This window comes from Bradyrhizobium sp. STM 3557 (genome assembly GCF_045571465.1).
GTDB lineage: Bacteria > Pseudomonadota > Alphaproteobacteria > Rhizobiales > Xanthobacteraceae > Bradyrhizobium.
On sequence record NZ_CP120697.1, the window covers coordinates 2,664,915 to 2,681,473 of the forward strand.

At 64.6% G+C, this 16,559-nt stretch carries 15 protein-coding genes; 9 read left to right on the forward strand and 6 right to left on the reverse strand.

Going from position 1 to position 16,559, the window contains the following annotated elements:
• The first annotated feature begins 2 nt into the window (after positions 1-2).
• From P6U24_RS12070 to P6U24_RS12090, 5 genes are all read left to right on the forward strand, one after another.
• A complete protein-coding gene (locus P6U24_RS12070; RefSeq protein WP_407159342.1) occupies positions 3-794 on the forward strand; it encodes a shikimate dehydrogenase family protein in 792 nt (263 codons plus the stop codon).
• Positions 791-1,672, forward strand: coding sequence for an aldose 1-epimerase family protein (locus P6U24_RS12075; RefSeq protein ID WP_407159343.1), 882 nt, complete (start codon positions 791-793; stop codon positions 1,670-1,672). Before P6U24_RS12070 ends, P6U24_RS12075 begins: the two co-directional genes overlap by 4 nt.
• Positions 1,673-1,680: 8 nt before the next feature.
• A complete protein-coding gene (locus P6U24_RS12080) occupies positions 1,681-2,811 on the forward strand; it encodes a mandelate racemase/muconate lactonizing enzyme family protein (protein ID WP_407159344.1) in 1,131 nt (376 codons plus the stop codon).
• A gap of 315 nt (positions 2,812-3,126) precedes the next feature.
• A complete protein-coding gene (locus P6U24_RS12085; RefSeq protein WP_407159345.1) occupies positions 3,127-3,585 on the forward strand; it encodes a hypothetical protein in 459 nt (152 codons plus the stop codon).
• Positions 3,586-3,781: 196 nt separating this feature from the next.
• Entirely contained in the window at positions 3,782-4,600 is an 819-nt protein-coding gene (locus P6U24_RS12090; protein ID WP_407159346.1) for an aldo/keto reductase, read from the forward strand.
• Positions 4,601-4,719: 119 nt separating this feature from the next.
• Here P6U24_RS12090 and P6U24_RS12095 read toward each other — a convergent pair whose 3' ends face one another.
• Both P6U24_RS12095 and P6U24_RS12100 read right to left on the reverse strand, forming a co-directional pair.
• Complete coding sequence (locus P6U24_RS12095; RefSeq protein WP_407159347.1) at positions 4,720-4,923, reverse strand: hypothetical protein; 204 nt, start codon at positions 4,921-4,923, stop codon at positions 4,720-4,722.
• A 158-nt stretch (positions 4,924-5,081) separates the two neighbouring features.
• Positions 5,082-6,320: a PLP-dependent aminotransferase family protein gene (locus P6U24_RS12100; RefSeq protein WP_407159348.1), complete on the reverse strand. Its 1,239-nt coding sequence runs from the start codon at positions 6,318-6,320 to the stop codon at positions 5,082-5,084.
• A gap of 164 nt (positions 6,321-6,484) precedes the next feature.
• Here P6U24_RS12100 and ribB point away from each other — a divergent pair, with 164 nt between their 5' ends.
• The 3 genes from ribB (at position 6,485) to P6U24_RS12115 (ending at position 9,957) form a co-directional block, all read left to right on the forward strand.
• Positions 6,485-7,561, forward strand: a complete 1,077-nt coding sequence (gene ribB / locus P6U24_RS12105; RefSeq protein WP_407159349.1) for a 3,4-dihydroxy-2-butanone-4-phosphate synthase — start codon at positions 6,485-6,487, stop codon at positions 7,559-7,561.
• A gap of 56 nt (positions 7,562-7,617) precedes the next feature.
• Complete coding sequence (locus P6U24_RS12110; RefSeq protein ID WP_407159350.1) at positions 7,618-8,832, forward strand: acyl-CoA dehydrogenase; 1,215 nt, start codon at positions 7,618-7,620, stop codon at positions 8,830-8,832.
• A 198-nt stretch (positions 8,833-9,030) separates the two neighbouring features.
• Positions 9,031-9,957, forward strand: coding sequence for an MBL fold metallo-hydrolase (locus P6U24_RS12115; RefSeq protein WP_407159351.1), 927 nt, complete (start codon positions 9,031-9,033; stop codon positions 9,955-9,957).
• Between the two features lie 80 nt (positions 9,958-10,037).
• Here the strand turns inward: P6U24_RS12115 and P6U24_RS12120 are convergent, their stop codons facing one another.
• The 3 genes from P6U24_RS12120 to P6U24_RS12130 all read right to left on the reverse strand — a co-directional run bounded on the left by P6U24_RS12120 (position 10,038) and on the right by P6U24_RS12130 (position 14,156).
• Positions 10,038-10,895, reverse strand: a complete 858-nt coding sequence (locus P6U24_RS12120) for a DUF1499 domain-containing protein (RefSeq protein ID WP_407159352.1) — start codon at positions 10,893-10,895, stop codon at positions 10,038-10,040.
• Between the two features lie 256 nt (positions 10,896-11,151).
• Entirely contained in the window at positions 11,152-12,357 is a 1,206-nt protein-coding gene (locus P6U24_RS12125) for an ABC transporter substrate-binding protein (protein ID WP_407159353.1), read from the reverse strand.
• A gap of 170 nt (positions 12,358-12,527) precedes the next feature.
• Positions 12,528-14,156: a fatty-acid--CoA ligase gene (locus P6U24_RS12130; protein ID WP_407159354.1), complete on the reverse strand. Its 1,629-nt coding sequence runs from the start codon at positions 14,154-14,156 to the stop codon at positions 12,528-12,530.
• A gap of 126 nt (positions 14,157-14,282) precedes the next feature.
• Here P6U24_RS12130 and P6U24_RS12135 point away from each other — a divergent pair, with 126 nt between their 5' ends.
• The gene (locus P6U24_RS12135; protein ID WP_407159355.1) at positions 14,283-15,707 is read left to right on the forward strand and encodes an extensin family protein; all 1,425 of its coding nucleotides are present in this window, start codon (positions 14,283-14,285) and stop codon (positions 15,705-15,707) included.
• A 110-nt stretch (positions 15,708-15,817) separates the two neighbouring features.
• Here P6U24_RS12135 and P6U24_RS12140 read toward each other — a convergent pair whose 3' ends face one another.
• The gene (locus P6U24_RS12140; protein ID WP_407159356.1) at positions 15,818-16,501 is read right to left on the reverse strand and encodes a L,D-transpeptidase; all 684 of its coding nucleotides are present in this window, start codon (positions 16,499-16,501) and stop codon (positions 15,818-15,820) included.
• Between the last annotated feature and the right edge of the window lie 58 nt (positions 16,502-16,559).

Here is a 16,559-nt window from a genome sequence, read left to right on the forward strand (position 1 = left end):
TGATGAAGCTTCCGACCGGCGCGTCCAAGGTCGTGTTTATCCTGGCGCATCCGGCCGACCATGTCGGGGCGCCCCGGCACTACACGCCGTATTTCGAGGCTCAGGGCCTGGACTGGCACATGGTGCCGCTCGATGTCGCGCCCGCGTACCTCGCCGACACCATCCGGGCGCTGGCGCGATCCAGGAGCGTCGCGGGCGTCAACCTTACCATGCCGCACAAGCCGGCCGCGTTCGCACTGTGCGACGACGTCGGTCCGGCGGCCCGGTTCGAGGGCGTCGTCAACACGATCGCCATCGCGCCTGATGGCCGGCTGATCGGTGAATCCTTCGATGGCGGTGGCTTTCTCAATGCGGCCCGCGAAGCCGGGGTATTCGATCCCGGCCGGCGTATCGTCGTCATCGGCGCTGGCGGGGCAGGCCGCGCGATCTGCCATGCTCTGGCGGCTGCCGGCGCGACGCAGCTTCGCATTCTCAACGAGCATCCGGAGCCGGTGGCCTCGCTCGCCGGACAGCTGCTTGACGGCTTTCCGGACCTCGACATCGACCTCGAGGCGCGCTTCGACGATGCCGGCCTTCTCGTCAACGCCACCTCACTCGGCCTCCATGAAGGCCAGCCCCTGCCGATGGACCCCAGGCTCCTGCCAGAAGACTGCGCGGTGTTCGACATCATCGCCGCGCGTCGCACCGAATTGATGCAGGCCGCGGCCGCACGCGGCTTGCAGGTGGTGGACGGCGTCGCCATGATCCGCCATCAACTACCGCTGCAGACGGCGTTCTGGCGCGGTGAGACATGACCAACGATATCCATACGTTCAGCGCAGGTGGCCTCACGGCGAGCATCAAAGCCGACGGCGCCGAGCTGTGCTCGCTGAAGACCGGTGGTGGACTTGAGCTATTGTGGCAGGCCGGCCCGGCCTGGCCGCGCCATGCGCCCTGGCTGTTCCCGATCGTCGGCCGTCTTAAGGACGATCAGCTGCGCCATCGGGGCAAGACATATCCCATGACGCAGCACGGCTTTGCCCGCGATCTGCGCTTTGAATGGCTGGAGCGAACGGCGCAGTCCTGCTCGCTGCAACTCACCGACGGCGAGGCCACGCGGGCGCGTTATCCCTTCGCTTTCCGCCTGACCATCGCCTATCGCGTCGCGGCGGACAGGCTGGAGGCCAGCATCGAGATCGCTAATCCCGGCACCGAAGTGTTGCCGGCCTCGTTCGGCGCGCATCCGGCGTTCAACTGGCCTCTAATGCCCGGCGAACCGAAGAGCCAGTATCGCCTGGTGTTTCCGCAGGCCGAGCCTGCGCCGATCCGGCGCCTCTCCGGCGGGCTGCTGCGCGAGCAGCCGGAGCCCTCACCGGTTCAGGCCGCGAGGGTGCCATTGTCGGAAGACTTGTTTGCCGGCGATGCTGTCATCCTTGACAGCATCAAGAGTCGATCGGTGCGCTATGAAGGCGAGCGCGGGCCATCGATCGAGATCGGCTGGAACGGCTTCCGCGAGCTCGGCATCTGGTCGAAGCCGGGCGGGGCGCCGTTCCTGTGCATCGAGCCGTGGCGCGGCTATGCCAGCCCGCTTCACTTCGATGACGAATTCACCGACAAGCCCGGGCTGATGCACATCGCGCGGGGTGGTGCGGAGATCCTGACACTCCGCATCCAAGTGCACGAAGCCGTGTGAGCTCAGGGATGACCGCATCTCCCTTCCAGATCCGCAAGCTTGAGGCGTTCTGTTATCGCTACCCGCTGGCCACGCCGGTCGTCACCTCGTTCGGCAGGATGCTGAACCGGCCCGCGGTATTCGTGCGGGCAGAGGATGAGGACGGCCTGGTCGGCTTCGGCGAGGTCTGGTGCAACTTCCCTGCGCCCGGCGCCGAGCACCGGGCGCGGCTGATCAACGAGGTGCTGGCGCCGGCGTTGGTCGGGCGAGCTGCGACCCTGCCAGGTGAGATCTACGATTTCCTGACGCAGGCGACCGGCGTGCTGGCGCTGCAGAGCGGTGAGGCGGGGCCGTTCGCGCAAGCCATCGCCGGGATCGATCTTTCCGTATGGGATCTGTTCGCGCGGCGGCAAAGCAGCCCGCTGTGGCGGCTGCTCGGCGGCGATGCGCCGACCATCAAAGTCTACGCCAGCGGCATCAATCCGGCCGGCGCGCGGCACACCGCGGAGGCGGCGCTGGCCCGCGGCCATCGTGCGCTGAAACTGAAGATCGGCTTCGAGCCGGCGTCCGACTTCGCCAATCTCGCCGCGCTGCGCGAGCTTGTCGGCAACGGCCTGCTCGCCGCCGACGTCAACCAGGGTTGGTCGCTGGAGCGGGCGCTGCAGCTCGCGCCACAGCTCGCCGAGTTTAATCTCGCCTGGCTGGAAGAGCCGATCCGCGCCGACCGGCCCTGGGAGGAGTGGAAGACCCTGCGCAAGGGCGTAGCCCAGGTCCCGCTTGCCGCCGGCGAGAACATGGCGAACCGTGCCAGCTTCGATCAGGCGATGTCCGACGACGTGCTCCGCGTGGTGCAGCCTGACATTGCCAAATGGGGCGGGCTGTCGCAATGCGCGGCAATCGCGCGCGATATCCTGAAGGCGGGCAAGACCTTCTGTCCGCATTATCTCGGCGGCGGCATCGGCCTGCTCGCCTCGGCACATCTCTTGGCTGGCGTCGGCGGCGGCGGTCTCTTGGAGGTCGACGCCAATGACAACCCGCTGCGCGACCGTTTCGCAGGCGCGGTTGCCGATGTCAGGGACGGCACGGTGACGCTGGACGAGACGCCTGGCATCGGGCTGGTGCCGGACCTCGCCGCGATCGCGACGTATCGCACGGTGTGAGCGGCGCCTGATCTCTGCAGCAACGGCATTCCTGATCATACATTTATACTTGCACCAACGCCCGTCTCGCCTCTGGATGAAGCGGGTAGTCGACGCCATCTAGTAATGAGATGGCGGGCAGGGGCCGGTCGGGCGTGGTGATCTGAGCCGGCGCCGGATAGTTGGCGTTCACAGTACATCTGCGCGTTGAGCGAAGGGACGGCGGATGGCCGAACCATCGAATCTGTTGGGCGTTTCTTGAGGGACGAAAACGGCGTCTGGGCGGCGTCGTGAGACGGGGTCGCGTAGCTGGGTACGCGATGTCGGGAGATTATCATGGTCCGGAAGTTCATTGCTCCGATCGCGCTGGGAGCGGCGCTGATAGGGGGCACCTCGGCGCTCGCGGCGGATTACCGCGCGGACGAGTTCTTCACGCTCGATCTGTCCAAGGCGGTGCTGTCACCGAAGCCGATTGGACCCGTCTCGCATTTCGAGCCGGTACCGGTCGAGGCCAAGGCCGATCAAAAGGCTGATCAGAAGGCCGACCGCGGAGCTCATCAGAAGCAGCCTAACCGGACCATCGCTGCGACCCGGCCCGAGGCCAGGCCGGATGTGCCGCGCCGCATGGCGATGCCGCGCGTCCACGTCGCCAGGCCGATCGAGAGCGCGCGTGGCGCGGCGCGGACGAAACTCGCGCATCGCCATGGCAATCCGCTGGATGCACAGGCGATGGATACAAGGATCCAGACCTGGCCATGCAGGCCGGGCAGTGGCGGTATCTGCAACTGGCGGTGAGAAAGTCGCTGGGCGGCCCTGAGTGGAACCAGCCTCAAAGCTTATTGTTAGTGCATGCTGGCGCCTGACTTGATCTCGCAAGGCGCCTGCAGTCAGATGCAAGCTCGTCCCGCCAACCCTTTGATTTTCAAGCCTGTCGTCATTGCTAGCTGCATCGGTCTCGGCGCGGCGAGACAGGTCTCCTTAAGGAGATTACATGGACCCTCTCCAAACCCAGGGCATCAGCCTGCCGCGGCTCGGGCTCGGCACCTTCCGCATGCAGGGCGACATCTGCCGCGAGGCGGTGGAGAGCGCGCTCGCGCTCGGCTATCGCCACATCGATACTGCCGAGATGTACGCCAATGAGGATGCGATCGGCGCCGCGCTGAGCGCGGCCAACGTGCCCCGCAGAGAATTGCATGTCACTTCAAAGGTGTGGCCGGAGAACCTTGCACCGGACGCGATCCGCCGCGCGTTCGACAACAGCATCAAGAAGCTCAAGCTCGACTTCGTCGACCTCTATCTGATTCATTGGCCGGCCCGCGGCATGAATTTGCCGGCGGCGCTGGAAACCATGCTGAAACTGAAGGAGGAGGGGCGCGCCCGCGCCATCGGCGTTGCCAACTTCACTGTGGCGCTGCTCAAGCAGGCCGTCGAGGAGATCAAGGCGCCGATCGCCTGCAACCAGATCGAATATCACGTCATGCTCGATCAATCGAAGGTCATGCGCTACATGGCGGAGAAATCGATTCCGCTGGTGGCCTATTGCCCGCTGGCCCAGGGCCGCGCCGCGTCCGACCAGACCTTGATCGCGATCGCAAACAAGCATGGCGCTACCGCTGCGCAGGTCGCGCTGAAATGGCTGCTGGATCAGAAGGACGTGGCAGCGATTCCGAAGGCATCGCGGCGAGAGAGCCAGCAGGCCAATCTGGACGCGCTGACACTTCAACTGGATGACGAGGATCGCAAGGCGATCGCGGCCCTGCCCAAGGACAAGCGCTTCGTCAGTCCCGCCTTTGCGCCGGCCTGGGACTGATCAAGCCACCGCGTCGCATTGACGCAATTGACGCACATCCGATTGACGCACAAGAGAATGGCCCCTTGCGGGGCCATTCCTGTGTCGGCTCTTCACGCTTGATTACTCTTCACGCTTGATCAGTAGCGGTGGCGCTTCACGATCACCACGCGATCGTGGTGACGGTGGAAGGGGTGCCAGTCGCGATGCATGCGGTACTCAGCACGCGCGCCGTCCCAGTGGTGGTGACCGCGCTTGATCACGACGGTCTCGGCGTTCGCGATCGACGGAGCTGCAATGACGATGGCGCTCAGCGCCGCAAGGGCAAAACCAATCTTCTTCATGTCGTTCTCCTCCAGACACTCAGTAACAGTCAAACGTGGATTCTGGAGGAACGTTCCGCAGTGTTAGCTAAGAGAATTCTGAACCGATGTTCAGACTCGCGCATCCGTTGGCGTGTCGAACGGCGTTCGCGTGAAAGAGGACGTGGTAGTTGCACGCATCACTCTGCGGCGCCGGCCTTCGCCACGTTCGCCGAGCGCAGCGGCACGCCGAATTCCTTGCGGCAGACGTCGGCAAGCACCGCGATGCCCTCGCGGATCTGCTGATGCGTCGGGCTTGCGAAGCACAGTCGCAGTCGGCTTTTCGAATGGACCTTGTTGGTTGACCATTCAGGGCCCGGATTGATCGAGACGCCGTCCTTCAGCGCCGCCTGATAAAGCTTCAGCGTATCGACATTGTCGGGCAGCTTCACCCACAAGAAGATGCCGCCCTTCGGTGCCTCGAATTCGGCCGAGGTGCCGAACTGCGCGTTGAGCGCCTCGACCAGCGTGTCGAGCTTGGCATGCAGGCCGCGGGTCAGCTCCGGCACATGGGTGGAGAAATGCGGCGGGCAATATTCCGCCAGCACCATCTGCTCCAGCGCTCCGGAGCCGGCGTCGGTCTTCAGCGCCAGCATCTGCGCCATGATCTGCCAGGGCGCGACGACGAAGCCGACGCGCAGCGCGGGTGCGATCGACTTCGAGAACGAGCCGATATGGATCACATTGCTATGCTCGGCCATGGCGTGGATCGCCCGCGGCCGCTTGCCGTCCCAGGTCAGGTCGGCATAGCAGTCGTCCTCGAAGATCGGCACGCCATAGGCGTCGGCGAGCCGCAGCATTTCGGCACGGCGCGCCTCCGGCATGATGGTGCCGGTGGGGTTTTGCACGGTCGGGATGGTGTAGATGTATTTCGGCCTGACGCCGCGCGCCTTGAGATCGCTGAGCGCGGTGGCCAGCGCATCCATCCGCATGCCCTCCTGGTCGAGCGGGATGCCGACCACGTTGACGCCGAGCCGGGAGAGCCGGGTGAGCGCGCCCTGATAGCTTTCCTGCTCGACGATGACGGTGTCGCCGCGGGCAAGTAGTGCCTGGTTGACGAGGTCGAGCGCCTGCAAGGAGCCGGAGACGATCATGATGTCGTCGGTATCAGCGGTGATACCGGCGTCGCGCGCGAGCTTGGTTCTGAGGAAATCGCGCAAGGGGCGGTAGCCCTGCGGGCCATGGGCGAGGCCATAGGTGGCGAGCGACCTGCCTTCACGCCTGAGCACGGCGTTCACCGCAGCCGTCAGGCCCTCCACCGGCACCGCATCAGCATCATTGTTGCCGCCGACGAAGCTGAATTTCGCAAGGCCGGTCCAACGGGCCGCAGGCGCCGGTAATCCGGCTGGCAGGAGCGGTGCGAAATCGAATGCGGCCATGATGGGTGCCTCCCTTGTTCTTGTTTGCCGGCGATCTTAAACAGATACCAAGCCCTGGTGCAGCGAATTTGACGTTCCGCCCCGTGGAAGGAGGGGCCCCGAGGGGGATTGGCATCCGCCCCGGAACAAGGCTAAAGCACCCGGCAAAACCAGCGAGAGCATTGATGGCCGATTCAATTCAGGACGTTCTGCAGGCCTTTTCCAAGGGAGAGCTCGTTGTCGTGACCGACGACGATGATCGCGAGGGTGAAGGTGATCTCATCGTTGCCGCCTCGCTTTGCACCTCCGAGCAGATGGCGTTCATCATCCGGCATACCTCGGGCATCGTCTGTGCACCGGTCACGACCGAGGATGCGCGGCGGCTGCGGCTCGATCCGATGGTCGCGCACAATGATTCCAGCCACACCACGGCCTTCACGGTCTCGGTCGACTACAAGCCGGACGGTGGCACCGGCATCTCCGCCGATGAGCGCGCGTCCTGCTGCCGGGCCCTGGCCAATCCCAATGCCGGCGCCAGCGATTTTTCCCGGCCAGGCCATGTGTTTCCGCTGATCGCCCGCGATGGCGGCGTGCTCATGCGCTCCGGCCATACCGAGGCAGCGATCGATCTCTGCCGGCTCGCGGGGCTGCCGCTGGTCGGCGTGCTCTCCGAGCTGATGAACGACGACGGCACCGTGATGAAGGGGCAGCAGGTCGCGGACTTCGCCGCTGCGCACAAGCTCAAGCATGTCACGATCGCCGATCTGATCGCCTATCGGCAGGCGCGTGAGAAGCTGATCGAACGCGTCTCGACATTCGTAACCGACAGCCCGATCGGACCGCTGCAGGGCTATGCCTACCGCTCGCCTTTCGATGAGATCACGCATGCGGCCTTCGTCTACAACGGCGTCGGCGACGGCAAGAACGTGCTGACGCGCCTGCACAAGCCGAACATCGTCAAGGATCTTTTGACCGGCCCGCAGCGGGTGCAGGACGTGCTGCAGCAGTTCAAGAAGGCGGGCCGCGGCGTGCTGATCTATTTGCGCGACGGCGCGGCGGGTGTTCCCGTCGAGCCGGTCGGGCAGGCCAGGTCGGCGGAAGCCGATCGCAACAGGCAGTGGCGCGAGGTCGGCGTCGGCGCGCAGATCTTGCGCGACCTTGGCATCACCTCGATCCGAAACCTCACCTCGTCGGTGCACGACTACAAGGGACTGTCCGGTTTCGGCATCGAGATCGTCGCCAATGAACGCCTTGAAGGCTGATCTTCAACGTTTTAATTTGCCGCGCTGCGGACTTTAGGGATGCGAAAGGATTTCTCATGAGCGTGCGCCCTCAGGCCAAGGACAAGCCGTCCCAGGCGAGCTTCCAGTGGGACGATCCGTTCATGCTCGACGAGCAGCTCACCGAGGATGAGCGCATGGTGCGCGATACCGCCCGCGCCTATGCGCAGGACAAGCTGCTGCCGCGCGTGACCAAGGCCTATCTCGAAGAGAAGACCGATCGCGAGATCTTCAACGAGATGGGCGAACTCGGGCTGATCGGCATCACCTTGCCGGAGGAATATGGCTGCGCCAATGCCAGCTATGTCGCCTACGGCCTCGTCGCGCGCGAGATCGAGCGGGTCGATTCCGGCTACCGCTCGATGAACTCGGTGCAATCGTCGCTGGTGATGTATCCGATCTATGCCTATGGCGACGAGAACCAGCGCAAGAAATACCTGCCCAAGCTGGCGAGCGGCGAATGGGTCGGCTGTTTCGGCCTGACCGAGCCGGACGCCGGCTCCGATCCGGCCGGCATGAAGACCCGCGCCGAGAAGGTGGCCGATGGCTACCGTCTGATCGGCAGCAAGATGTGGATCTCGAACGCGCCGATTGCCGACGTGTTCGTGGTCTGGGCCAAGTCGGCCGCGCATGACAATCAGATCCGCGGCTTCATCCTCGAGAAGGGCATGAAGGGCCTGTCGGCGCCCAAGATCGGCGGCAAGCTCTCGCTTCGCGCCTCGATCACCGGCGAGGTGGTGATGGACGGCGTGGTGGTGCCGGAGAGCGCGCTGCTGCCCAATGTCTCCGGCCTCAAGGGGCCGTTCGGCTGTCTCAACCGCGCCCGCTACGGCATCTCCTGGGGCGTGCTCGGCGCGGCCGAGGACTGCATGCACCGCGCGCGGCAGTACACGCTCGACCGCAAGCAGTTCGGCAAGCCGCTTGCCGCCACCCAGCTGGTGCAGAAGAAGCTCGCCGACATGCAGACCGAGATCGCGCTCGGCCTGCAGGCCTCGCTTCGCGTCGGCCGATTAATGGACGAGGGCAAGATGGCGCCCGAGATGATCTCGATCGTCAAGCGCAACAATTGCGGCAAGGCGCTCGACATCGCGCGGACCGCACGCGACATGCACGGTGGCAACGGCATCCAGATCGAATACCAGGTGATGCGCCACGCCGCGAACCTCGAGACCGTCAACACCTATGAGGGCACCCACGACGTGCACGCGCTGATCCTCGGCCGCGCCATCACCGGCATCCAGGCGTTCGGATAGTTGTTGCCCCGCTCTTTTGGGGCCATTGCGGGGGCGCCTTACCACCCTCGCTGTCATCGTCCGCGAAGGCGGACGATCCAGTAGACACCGGCATATCGAGTCTCACGACCGCCACGGCGTGCTGGATCCCCCGCATTCGCGGGGGATGACGACGGAGAATGAGGCGCCGATTTGCCCATTGCTGAGAAGAGGCATCCGATGGCCGAGAACGACGACATCCCGTTTAACAAAAACTTTCCACTGAAAACGGGGGTCGTCGAGGAGGTCCGCCCCGGCGTGCGGCGCGTGCTCTGCGGTAATCCGAGCCCGTTCACCTTCACGGGCACAGTGAGCTACATCATCGGCACCGGCAAGGTCGCGATCATCGACCCCGGCCCGGACAACGAGGCCCACGCGGCAGCACTGCTCGACGCCGTGCGCGGCGAGACCGTCACACATATTCTCGTCACCCATACCCATAATGATCATTCGCCGAACACCGGCCGCATCAAGGCTGCGACCGGCGCGCCCGTGTATGCCGAGGGGCCGCATCGCGCCTCGCGGCCGCGCTACGAGAGCGAGAAGCATAGCCCCGAGTCCGGCGCCGACCGCAATTTCGTGCCCGACGTCAGGATCGGCCATGGCGATGTGATCGAAGGTGAGGGCTGGCGGCTCGAGGCGGTGGCGACGCCGGGCCACACCGCCAACCATCTCGCTTTCGCCTGGCCGGAGCGCAAGCTCAGCTTCGTCGGCGATCACGTGATGGGCTGGTCGACCTCGATCGTGGCGCCGCCGGACGGCTCGATGCTCGACTACATGGCCTCGCTGGAGCGGCTGGCGGCCCGGGACGAGGATTTGTACTTCTCCGGCCACGGTCCGGAGATCCCCGAGGGCCCGCGCTATGTGCGTTTCCTGATCCGCCATCGCCAGGCGCGTGAGGCCTCGATCCTGCATCGCCTCGCCAAGGGCGAGGCCGACATCCCGACCATGGTGCGTGCGATCTATATCGGCATCGATCCGCGGCTGATGCGGGCCGCGGGCTATTCGGTGTTGGCCCATTTGGAGGACCTTGTCGCCCGCGGCATCGTCGCTACAGACGGCGATCCGGTCATCGAAGGGCGGTATCGGTTAGCGAATGGCGAATAGGGAGTAGCGAATAGGGGGAGCTATCGACGACGCGGACCCGACCTTTGCTATTCGCTATTCGCCACTCCCCATTCGCCCCTTTACCTCTTCACCGTCTTGGCCTGTGCCTTGGCGGGCGGCGGCGGCACCACCTTCTTCACCGGCTTCTGCGCTTCAGCCTCGCCGGCGGCGTTGAGATCGTCGATGAATTTGTTGACGCGCGCGGCATTGCTGCCGATATCGCTATCGAAATAGCGCGAGGCGGAGCGGATATCGACCCGTGAATCCTCCCCGTCGGGCTGCACCCGGATCGAGACGTCCTCGCGGAAACCCATGATCGGCGTGCGCGCGATCGCCTCGATGCGGCCGATCCGGCGCGGCGGCTGCGGGGCGCGCTCGTCGACGATGAACCATTTGCGCCGGTTGACCAGCTTGAGCGCGATCGCATAGGCGCGGTCGGGCGGAAGCTCGAGCTGCACCGGCTCGATATCGGGATAGGCCTTCTGCTGCTGCTCGGCCGAATAGAGCCCCGCGTAGACGGCCGTGTTGGTGCCGTCGCCGTTACGGAGCGCTGCCAGCGCCTCGAAGCGCGGCGGATCGATTGGATCTGTGGTGATGTCGTAGATCTTCGGCAGCTTGCGGTATTGCAGGGCGAGATAGGCGGGATAGGCCAGCACCGCCGCATCGATCAGGAAGGCGAGCAGGATGCGGCCCATGCCGCGGCTGCCATTGCGCCAGATCGCGACGAAGGCGGCGAGCCCGACCAGGATCGACAGCACCGAAAGGCTGAGCGCGCCGAAGAAGGTCATCAGCGCCGGCTTCATCTCCAGGAAATCGAAGCGCAGCACCAGGATCGAGACGAGCACCGCCACCACCGAGAACACGGCGAGATTGCGGGCCCAGCTTGCAAGGCTGGAGACGGGCTCCGACAGATAGGGAGCGTGAAACCTGCGGGCCATCGGGAGCGGAACTACCGGGTTGGGCCGCGAAAGAGGGCGGCCGGTTCGATCCGTCTGACCATGGCGATGCGGTAAATTCAAGGGGCATCGACGCGAGAAAGCGGCGGTTCAGCCGTACCTTGCGCGGCGTCGTCGCGAGACAATTGCGGTTGGGCTGGAACTGGAGTCCAGAACATCACGGCCTCTCACCGCTTGCGCGGGAGAGGCCGTGGCGCAGCGCGATCAGTGTCGCAGGCGCGAGCTTGCCCGGGCGAGTTCAGTGCCCCTTCGCCAGCGGGCAGGCCGAGTCGGAGAGCTTGCCGAACGCCTCTTCGCCCGACATGGTCTGCACCAGCTTGTAGTAGTCCCACGGATATTTGGACTCCTCGGGCTTCTTCACCTGCATGATGTACATCTCATGCTCCATCAGGCCGTCGGCGCGGATCTTGCCATTGTCGGTGAACATGTCGTCGATCTTCATCTTGTGCAGCTCGTCCATCACCTTGTCGGATTCGGTGGTGCCGGCCGCCTTCACCGCGTTGAGATAGGTCAGCGTTGCCGAGTAATAGGCGGCCTGGTTCATGGTGGGCTCGCGCTTGGTCTTTTCATAATAGCGCTTGGCGAAGGCCCGGGTCTTGTCGTTGAGGTCCCAATACCAGCCCGTGGTGAGGTAGAGGCCCTGAGAGGATTTGAGCCCCAGGCTGTGGATGTCCGAGATAAAGGCGAGCAGCGCCGCCGGCTTCATGGTGTTGGCGATGCCGAACTCGTCAGCCGCCTTGATCGAGTTGGTGAAGTCGTTGCCGGCGTTGGCGAGACCCAGCACCTGCGCGCCGGAGTTCTGCGCCTGCAGCAGATAGCTGGAGAAGTCCGAGGTCGACAGCGGCACGCGTACCTCGCCGAGGACCTTGCCGCCGGCGGCCTCAACCACCTTGGAGGCGGCCTCCTTCAGCTGGTAGCCGAAGGCGTAGTCGGCAGTCAGGAAGAACCAGCTCTTGCCGCCCTGCTTCACCATGGTCTTTGCGGTGCCATTGGCGAGCGCGGTGGTGTCATAGGCGTAATGGACGGTGTAGGGGGTGCAGTCCTTACCGGTCAGCGAGGCGCCGGCGGCGCCGATTGCGATGAACGGGACCTTCTTCTCCTTGGCCACGTTGCTCATGGCCAGGCTGACGCCGGTGTTGGAGCCGCCAAGGATCATGGTGACGCCATCGCGGTCGGCCCATTCGCGGAACTTCTGCGCTCCGACGTCGGGCTTGTTCTGATGGTCGGTCTCCATGAACTCGATCTTGTTGCCGAGCACGCTGCCGCCGAAATCCTCGATCGCCATCTTGGCGGCCTCGACGCCGCCCGGGCCAATGACGTCGGCATAAAGGCCTGACATGTCGTCGATGTCGCCGATCACCACCTTGTTGCCGGCGGCATGCGCGGCGGTTGCGGCGAGCGAGGCGCCCACGAGCCAGGGCAGGATGCGGGTCAATTGAGTCATCTTGAACGTTTCCTCGTCTTGGAATGCATCTTTTCGAATGCGTCTTCTCGAATGCAGCCGGACCTTAAAAAGCCGGCTAGGGACTTCCAATACGCCTTTGGTCGCGGCATCCGATCACGATGCCGCGTTGAGCAATGGGCAGCACGCCGCTCCGGTCTCCCGCCCGCGCCTTACGCGGCCGCGTTCGGGAACCGGTAGCTGCTGAACTGCTCGCGCAAGGCGGTCTTGAGGATCTTGCCGGTCGCGGTGTGCGGGATCCCATCGACGAAGGCGACGTCGTCGGGCATCCACCATTTGGCGATCTTGCCTTCCATGTATTTCAGGATGTCCTCGCGGCTCGCCTCGTGGCCCTGCTTGAGCTGCACGATCAGGAGCGGGCGCTCGTCCCATTTCGGATGATGCACGCCGATCACGGCGGCTTCGGCGACGGCAGGGTGGCCGACCGCGAGATTCTCCAGATCGATCGAGGAGATCCATTCGCCGCCGGACTTGATCACGTCCTTGGAGCGGTCGGTGATGCGCATGTAGCCGTGCGGATCGACGGTCGCGACATCGCCGGTATCGAAAAAACCTTCCTCGTCGAGAATGTCAGTGTCGACGCGATAATAGGCTCTTGCCACTGCCGGACCCGACACTTTGAGCCGACCGAAGGTCTTGCCGTCCCAAGGCAGATCCTTGCCGGCATCATCGGTGATCTTCATCTCGACCCCGAATGGCGGATAGCCCTGCGTCTGCAGCACATCGAGCCTGGCATCGCCTTCTGCGCCGAGGAACGGCGGCTTCAGGGTGGACAGCGTGCCGATCGGGCTCATCTCGGTCATGCCCCAGGCATGGCGCACACCGATGCCCATATCGAGGAACGCTTTGATCATCGAGCGCGGCATCGCCGAGCCGCCGCATACGACCATCTTCAGGTGCGGCAGCGTCAGATTGTTGGCCGCCATGTGCTGCAGCAGCATCAGCCACACCGTCGGCACGCCGGCCGTATAGGTCACCTTCTCGGTGCTCAGGAGCTCATAGACCGAAGCGCCGTCGAGCTTCGGACCCGGCATCACCAGCTTGGTGCCCATGGATGGCGCCGAAAACGCGATGCCCCAGCTGTTGGCGTGGAACAGCGGAACCACCGGCAGCATTGTATCCGCGGCGGAGGTACCGAGCGAATCCCTCGAATTGGCCATCAGGGCATGCAGGACGTTGGAGCGATGCGAATACAGCACACCCTTGGGATCACCCGTCGTGCCCGAGGTGTAGCACATGGCGGCGGCGGTGTTCTCGTCGAAGGTCCCCCAGGCGAAGTCGCCGTCGCCTTGCGCGATCCATTCCTCATAGGCAACCGCGTTCTTCAGCGTGGTCTGCGGCATATGCGCAGCATCGGTGAGCACGACGTAACGTTCGACGCTCGGCAATTTGTCGGCAATCTTCTCCAGGATCGGTACGAAGGTCAGATCGGTCATCACGATGCGGTCCTGCGCATGGTTGACGATCCAGGCGATCTGCTCCGGAAACAGGCGCGGATTGACGGTGTGGCAGATCGCGCCGATCCCCATGATGCCGTACCAGACCTCGAAATGGCGCGCGGTGTTCCAGGCGATGGTGGCGACGCGGTCGCCGAGCCGGATGCCGTCGCGCGTCAGCATCTGTGACACTTGCAGGGCACGGTCGTGGATTTGCCGGTAAGTGGTGCGAACAATCGGACCTTCGACCGACCGCGTCACGACTTCCTGCGCGCCGTGGATTGTCGCCGCGTGCGCGATGATCCGGTGACAAAGCAGGGGCCAGTCTTGCATCAAACCCAGCATTGGGGCGTTCCTCCGATCGGTAATCGCTTGTTGCAGCGACCTATTTTGCAAAGTTTCGATAACTCTAGCGCGCGCCGCGCGGCGCGCAAATGGGCTTGTGGAAGCCTTGATGCCGCGGCACGGGCCATGGTTACCACGGCGGCTGTTCTTGCATTGAGCGGGATCATGGCGCCGGAGCCGCTCGCCGCCCGGTCGCGTCACGATCGCAGCCACACGGCACCCGTCGAGAAGACCGCTGCGAAGCCGAAGAGCGCCGCTGCCGCATCGCAGGTGCCGTTGCCGCAGCCGCGGCCGGCCGAGGCGCCGTCACGCTCCTTGGTCGAGGCAAATAGCGCGCCGGGCAAAGGCGATGGCAAGGATAGCGCCAAGGATGAGGCGGCTGGGCCGCCGCCGCCTTCGGCCTGCCGGCTGGCGCTGACCGACGAGATCGCGATCGCGCCGTCGATCCCATCGATCCATGGACCGGGCGCCTGCGGCGGTGACGATTTGGTGCGGCTCGAGGCGGTGGTGCTGCCGGACAAGTCGCGGGTGGCGCTGACGCCGGCCGGGATCATGCGCTGCACGATGGCGACTGCGGTGGTGAACTGGATCCGCAACGACGTCGCGCCCGAGGTGGCCAAGCTCGGCAGCCAGATCAGGGCGCTGGACAATTTCGATTCCTATGAATGCCGTGGCCGCAATGGCGACTCCAGCGCGCACCTGTCCGAACATGGCCGGGCCAATGCGATCGACGTGCACGGCTTCAAGCTCGCCGATGGCCGCATGATCGAACTCACCGACCGCACCCAGCCCCGCGAGTTCCGCGAGGCCGTGCTGCGTTCGGCCTGCACGCGCTTTCCGACCGTGCTCGGTCCCGATTCCGACTGGCATCATGAGGATCACATCCATCTCGACCTGATCGAGCGGCGCAGCAATTACCGGATCTGCCAATGGGACGTGCTCGATCCCCTGCCGAAAGTGGCGCCGCTGCTGCCGGAGGCGCGCCCCGGCGAAGCGCCGCCGCGCGAGGTCGCCGAAGCGGCCGGCCCGGCCGACAAGGTGAGGGATCAGGTGAACGCCAAGAGCGGGGACGCGAAAGCAGCCGCCATCAAGAACGGCAAGGCCACGAACAGCGAGCCGAAGGCCGATGGCGCCGGCACCACGAGCAAGGTTGGCAACGACAAGACGCCGGGAGGTGCCAGGCAGGATACCCGAGCGCCGAGCGGCAAAGCGGCGACCGCAGAGCCGTCAACTTCGCCAAGTCCTGCAGTTGGTGCCGCGCCGGCGGTCAAGACGCCTTCGGAGAGCGCCGCCAAAGACAAGCCGGAGAGCAGGTCCGCTGCCGATTCCAAGACGGCAGGGGCTCGGGCCGCTGCCGACAAATCGTCGACCGATAAGCCCGCGGCCGCGCAAGCGTCCGCAGACAAGACCGCGACAGGGAAGTCATCGTCGGAGAGAGTGACATCCGATAAGGCGACCGAGAAGGCCTCGCGCAAGAAAATCGCGGCCGACAAGCCGCGGCGACACCGCCACCGCACGCGCATGTGGAATCCGTTCGCCGCGTTCTTTTGACGACGAGGCCGCGAACATGAATCGCCAAGGTGGCGCCCAACAAACAAAAAAGCGCCGGCATGACCGGCGCTTTGACGAGGATGACCGACGCGTTTCTCTGAAGGTATCTATTATTGCAGTGCCGCAACGTTGCCGCCGCCCTGCAGGGCCATCTGCGGCGTGAACGGCGAGTCGCCCTTGTGCGGCTCGAGCACCACGACGATGGCGCCGATCTTGACGCGGTTGTAGAGGTCGATCGCGTCCTCGTTGGTCAGGCGGATGCAGCCTGAGGAGATCGAGGCGCCGATATATTCCGGCTGGTTGGTGCCGTGGATGCGGAACAGCGTGTCCTTGCCATTGGCATAGAGATACATCGCCCGCGAGCCCATCGGATTGTCCGGACCGGGCGCCACATAGGTCGGCACGCCAAGCCGTTCGATCTCGCCCTTGGTCGGATGCCAAGCCGGCCATTCGGTCATGGCGCCGACCTTGGCTACACCCGACCAAGCCATGGCTTCCTCGCCAACGGTAATGCCGTAGCGGATCGCCTTGCCGTTATCGAGCACGTAATAGAGGTAGTGGTTGTCGGAATCGACCACGATCGAGCCCGGCGCCTCCTTGCGATGGTAGTCGACAATGGCGCGGCGGAAGGGCTCGGCAACCGGCGTGTTGGTATAGCGGATCTTGGCGAGCAGTTCCTTGTCCTTCGGCTTGAAGGCCTGAGCGTTCGTCGCCTCATAGTGCGTGCCCTGCATGCAGCCCGACAACATCAGGCCAGCGGCCAGCAGTCCCAATTTCACCTTCAGCGACGACATGGCACCCAATTCCAGTTGAAAGCTTTACGTTGCAGGAGCGTGTCAGCACAGCCCTGGC

Excerpts from the sequence above, each read along its gene's own strand:
- P6U24_RS12125 (WP_407159353.1), bottom strand. The coding sequence starts at position 12,357 with ATGACTCAATTGACCCGCATCCTGCCCTGGCTCGTGGGCGCCTCGCTC.
- P6U24_RS12075 (WP_407159343.1), top strand. The coding sequence starts at position 791 with ATGACCAACGATATCCATACGTTCAGCGCAGGTGGCCTCACGGCGAGC.
- P6U24_RS12095 (WP_407159347.1), bottom strand. The coding sequence starts at position 4,923 with ATGAAGAAGATTGGTTTTGCCCTTGCGGCGCTGAGCGCCATCGTCATT.
- P6U24_RS12100 (WP_407159348.1), bottom strand. The coding sequence starts at position 6,320 with ATGGCCGCATTCGATTTCGCACCGCTCCTGCCAGCCGGATTACCGGCG.
- ribB (WP_407159349.1), top strand. The coding sequence starts at position 6,485 with ATGGCCGATTCAATTCAGGACGTTCTGCAGGCCTTTTCCAAGGGAGAG.
- P6U24_RS12110 (WP_407159350.1), top strand. The coding sequence starts at position 7,618 with ATGAGCGTGCGCCCTCAGGCCAAGGACAAGCCGTCCCAGGCGAGCTTC.
- P6U24_RS12115 (WP_407159351.1), top strand. The coding sequence starts at position 9,031 with ATGGCCGAGAACGACGACATCCCGTTTAACAAAAACTTTCCACTGAAA.
- P6U24_RS12085 (WP_407159345.1), top strand. The coding sequence starts at position 3,127 with ATGGTCCGGAAGTTCATTGCTCCGATCGCGCTGGGAGCGGCGCTGATA.
- P6U24_RS12080 (WP_407159344.1), top strand. The coding sequence starts at position 1,681 with ATGACCGCATCTCCCTTCCAGATCCGCAAGCTTGAGGCGTTCTGTTAT.
- P6U24_RS12135 (WP_407159355.1), top strand. The coding sequence starts at position 14,283 with ATGGTTACCACGGCGGCTGTTCTTGCATTGAGCGGGATCATGGCGCCG.
- P6U24_RS12140 (WP_407159356.1), bottom strand. The coding sequence starts at position 16,501 with ATGTCGTCGCTGAAGGTGAAATTGGGACTGCTGGCCGCTGGCCTGATG.
- P6U24_RS12070 (WP_407159342.1), top strand. The coding sequence starts at position 3 with ATGAAGCTTCCGACCGGCGCGTCCAAGGTCGTGTTTATCCTGGCGCAT.
- P6U24_RS12120 (WP_407159352.1), bottom strand. The coding sequence starts at position 10,895 with ATGGCCCGCAGGTTTCACGCTCCCTATCTGTCGGAGCCCGTCTCCAGC.
- P6U24_RS12090 (WP_407159346.1), top strand. The coding sequence starts at position 3,782 with ATGGACCCTCTCCAAACCCAGGGCATCAGCCTGCCGCGGCTCGGGCTC.
- P6U24_RS12130 (WP_407159354.1), bottom strand. The coding sequence starts at position 14,156 with ATGCTGGGTTTGATGCAAGACTGGCCCCTGCTTTGTCACCGGATCATC.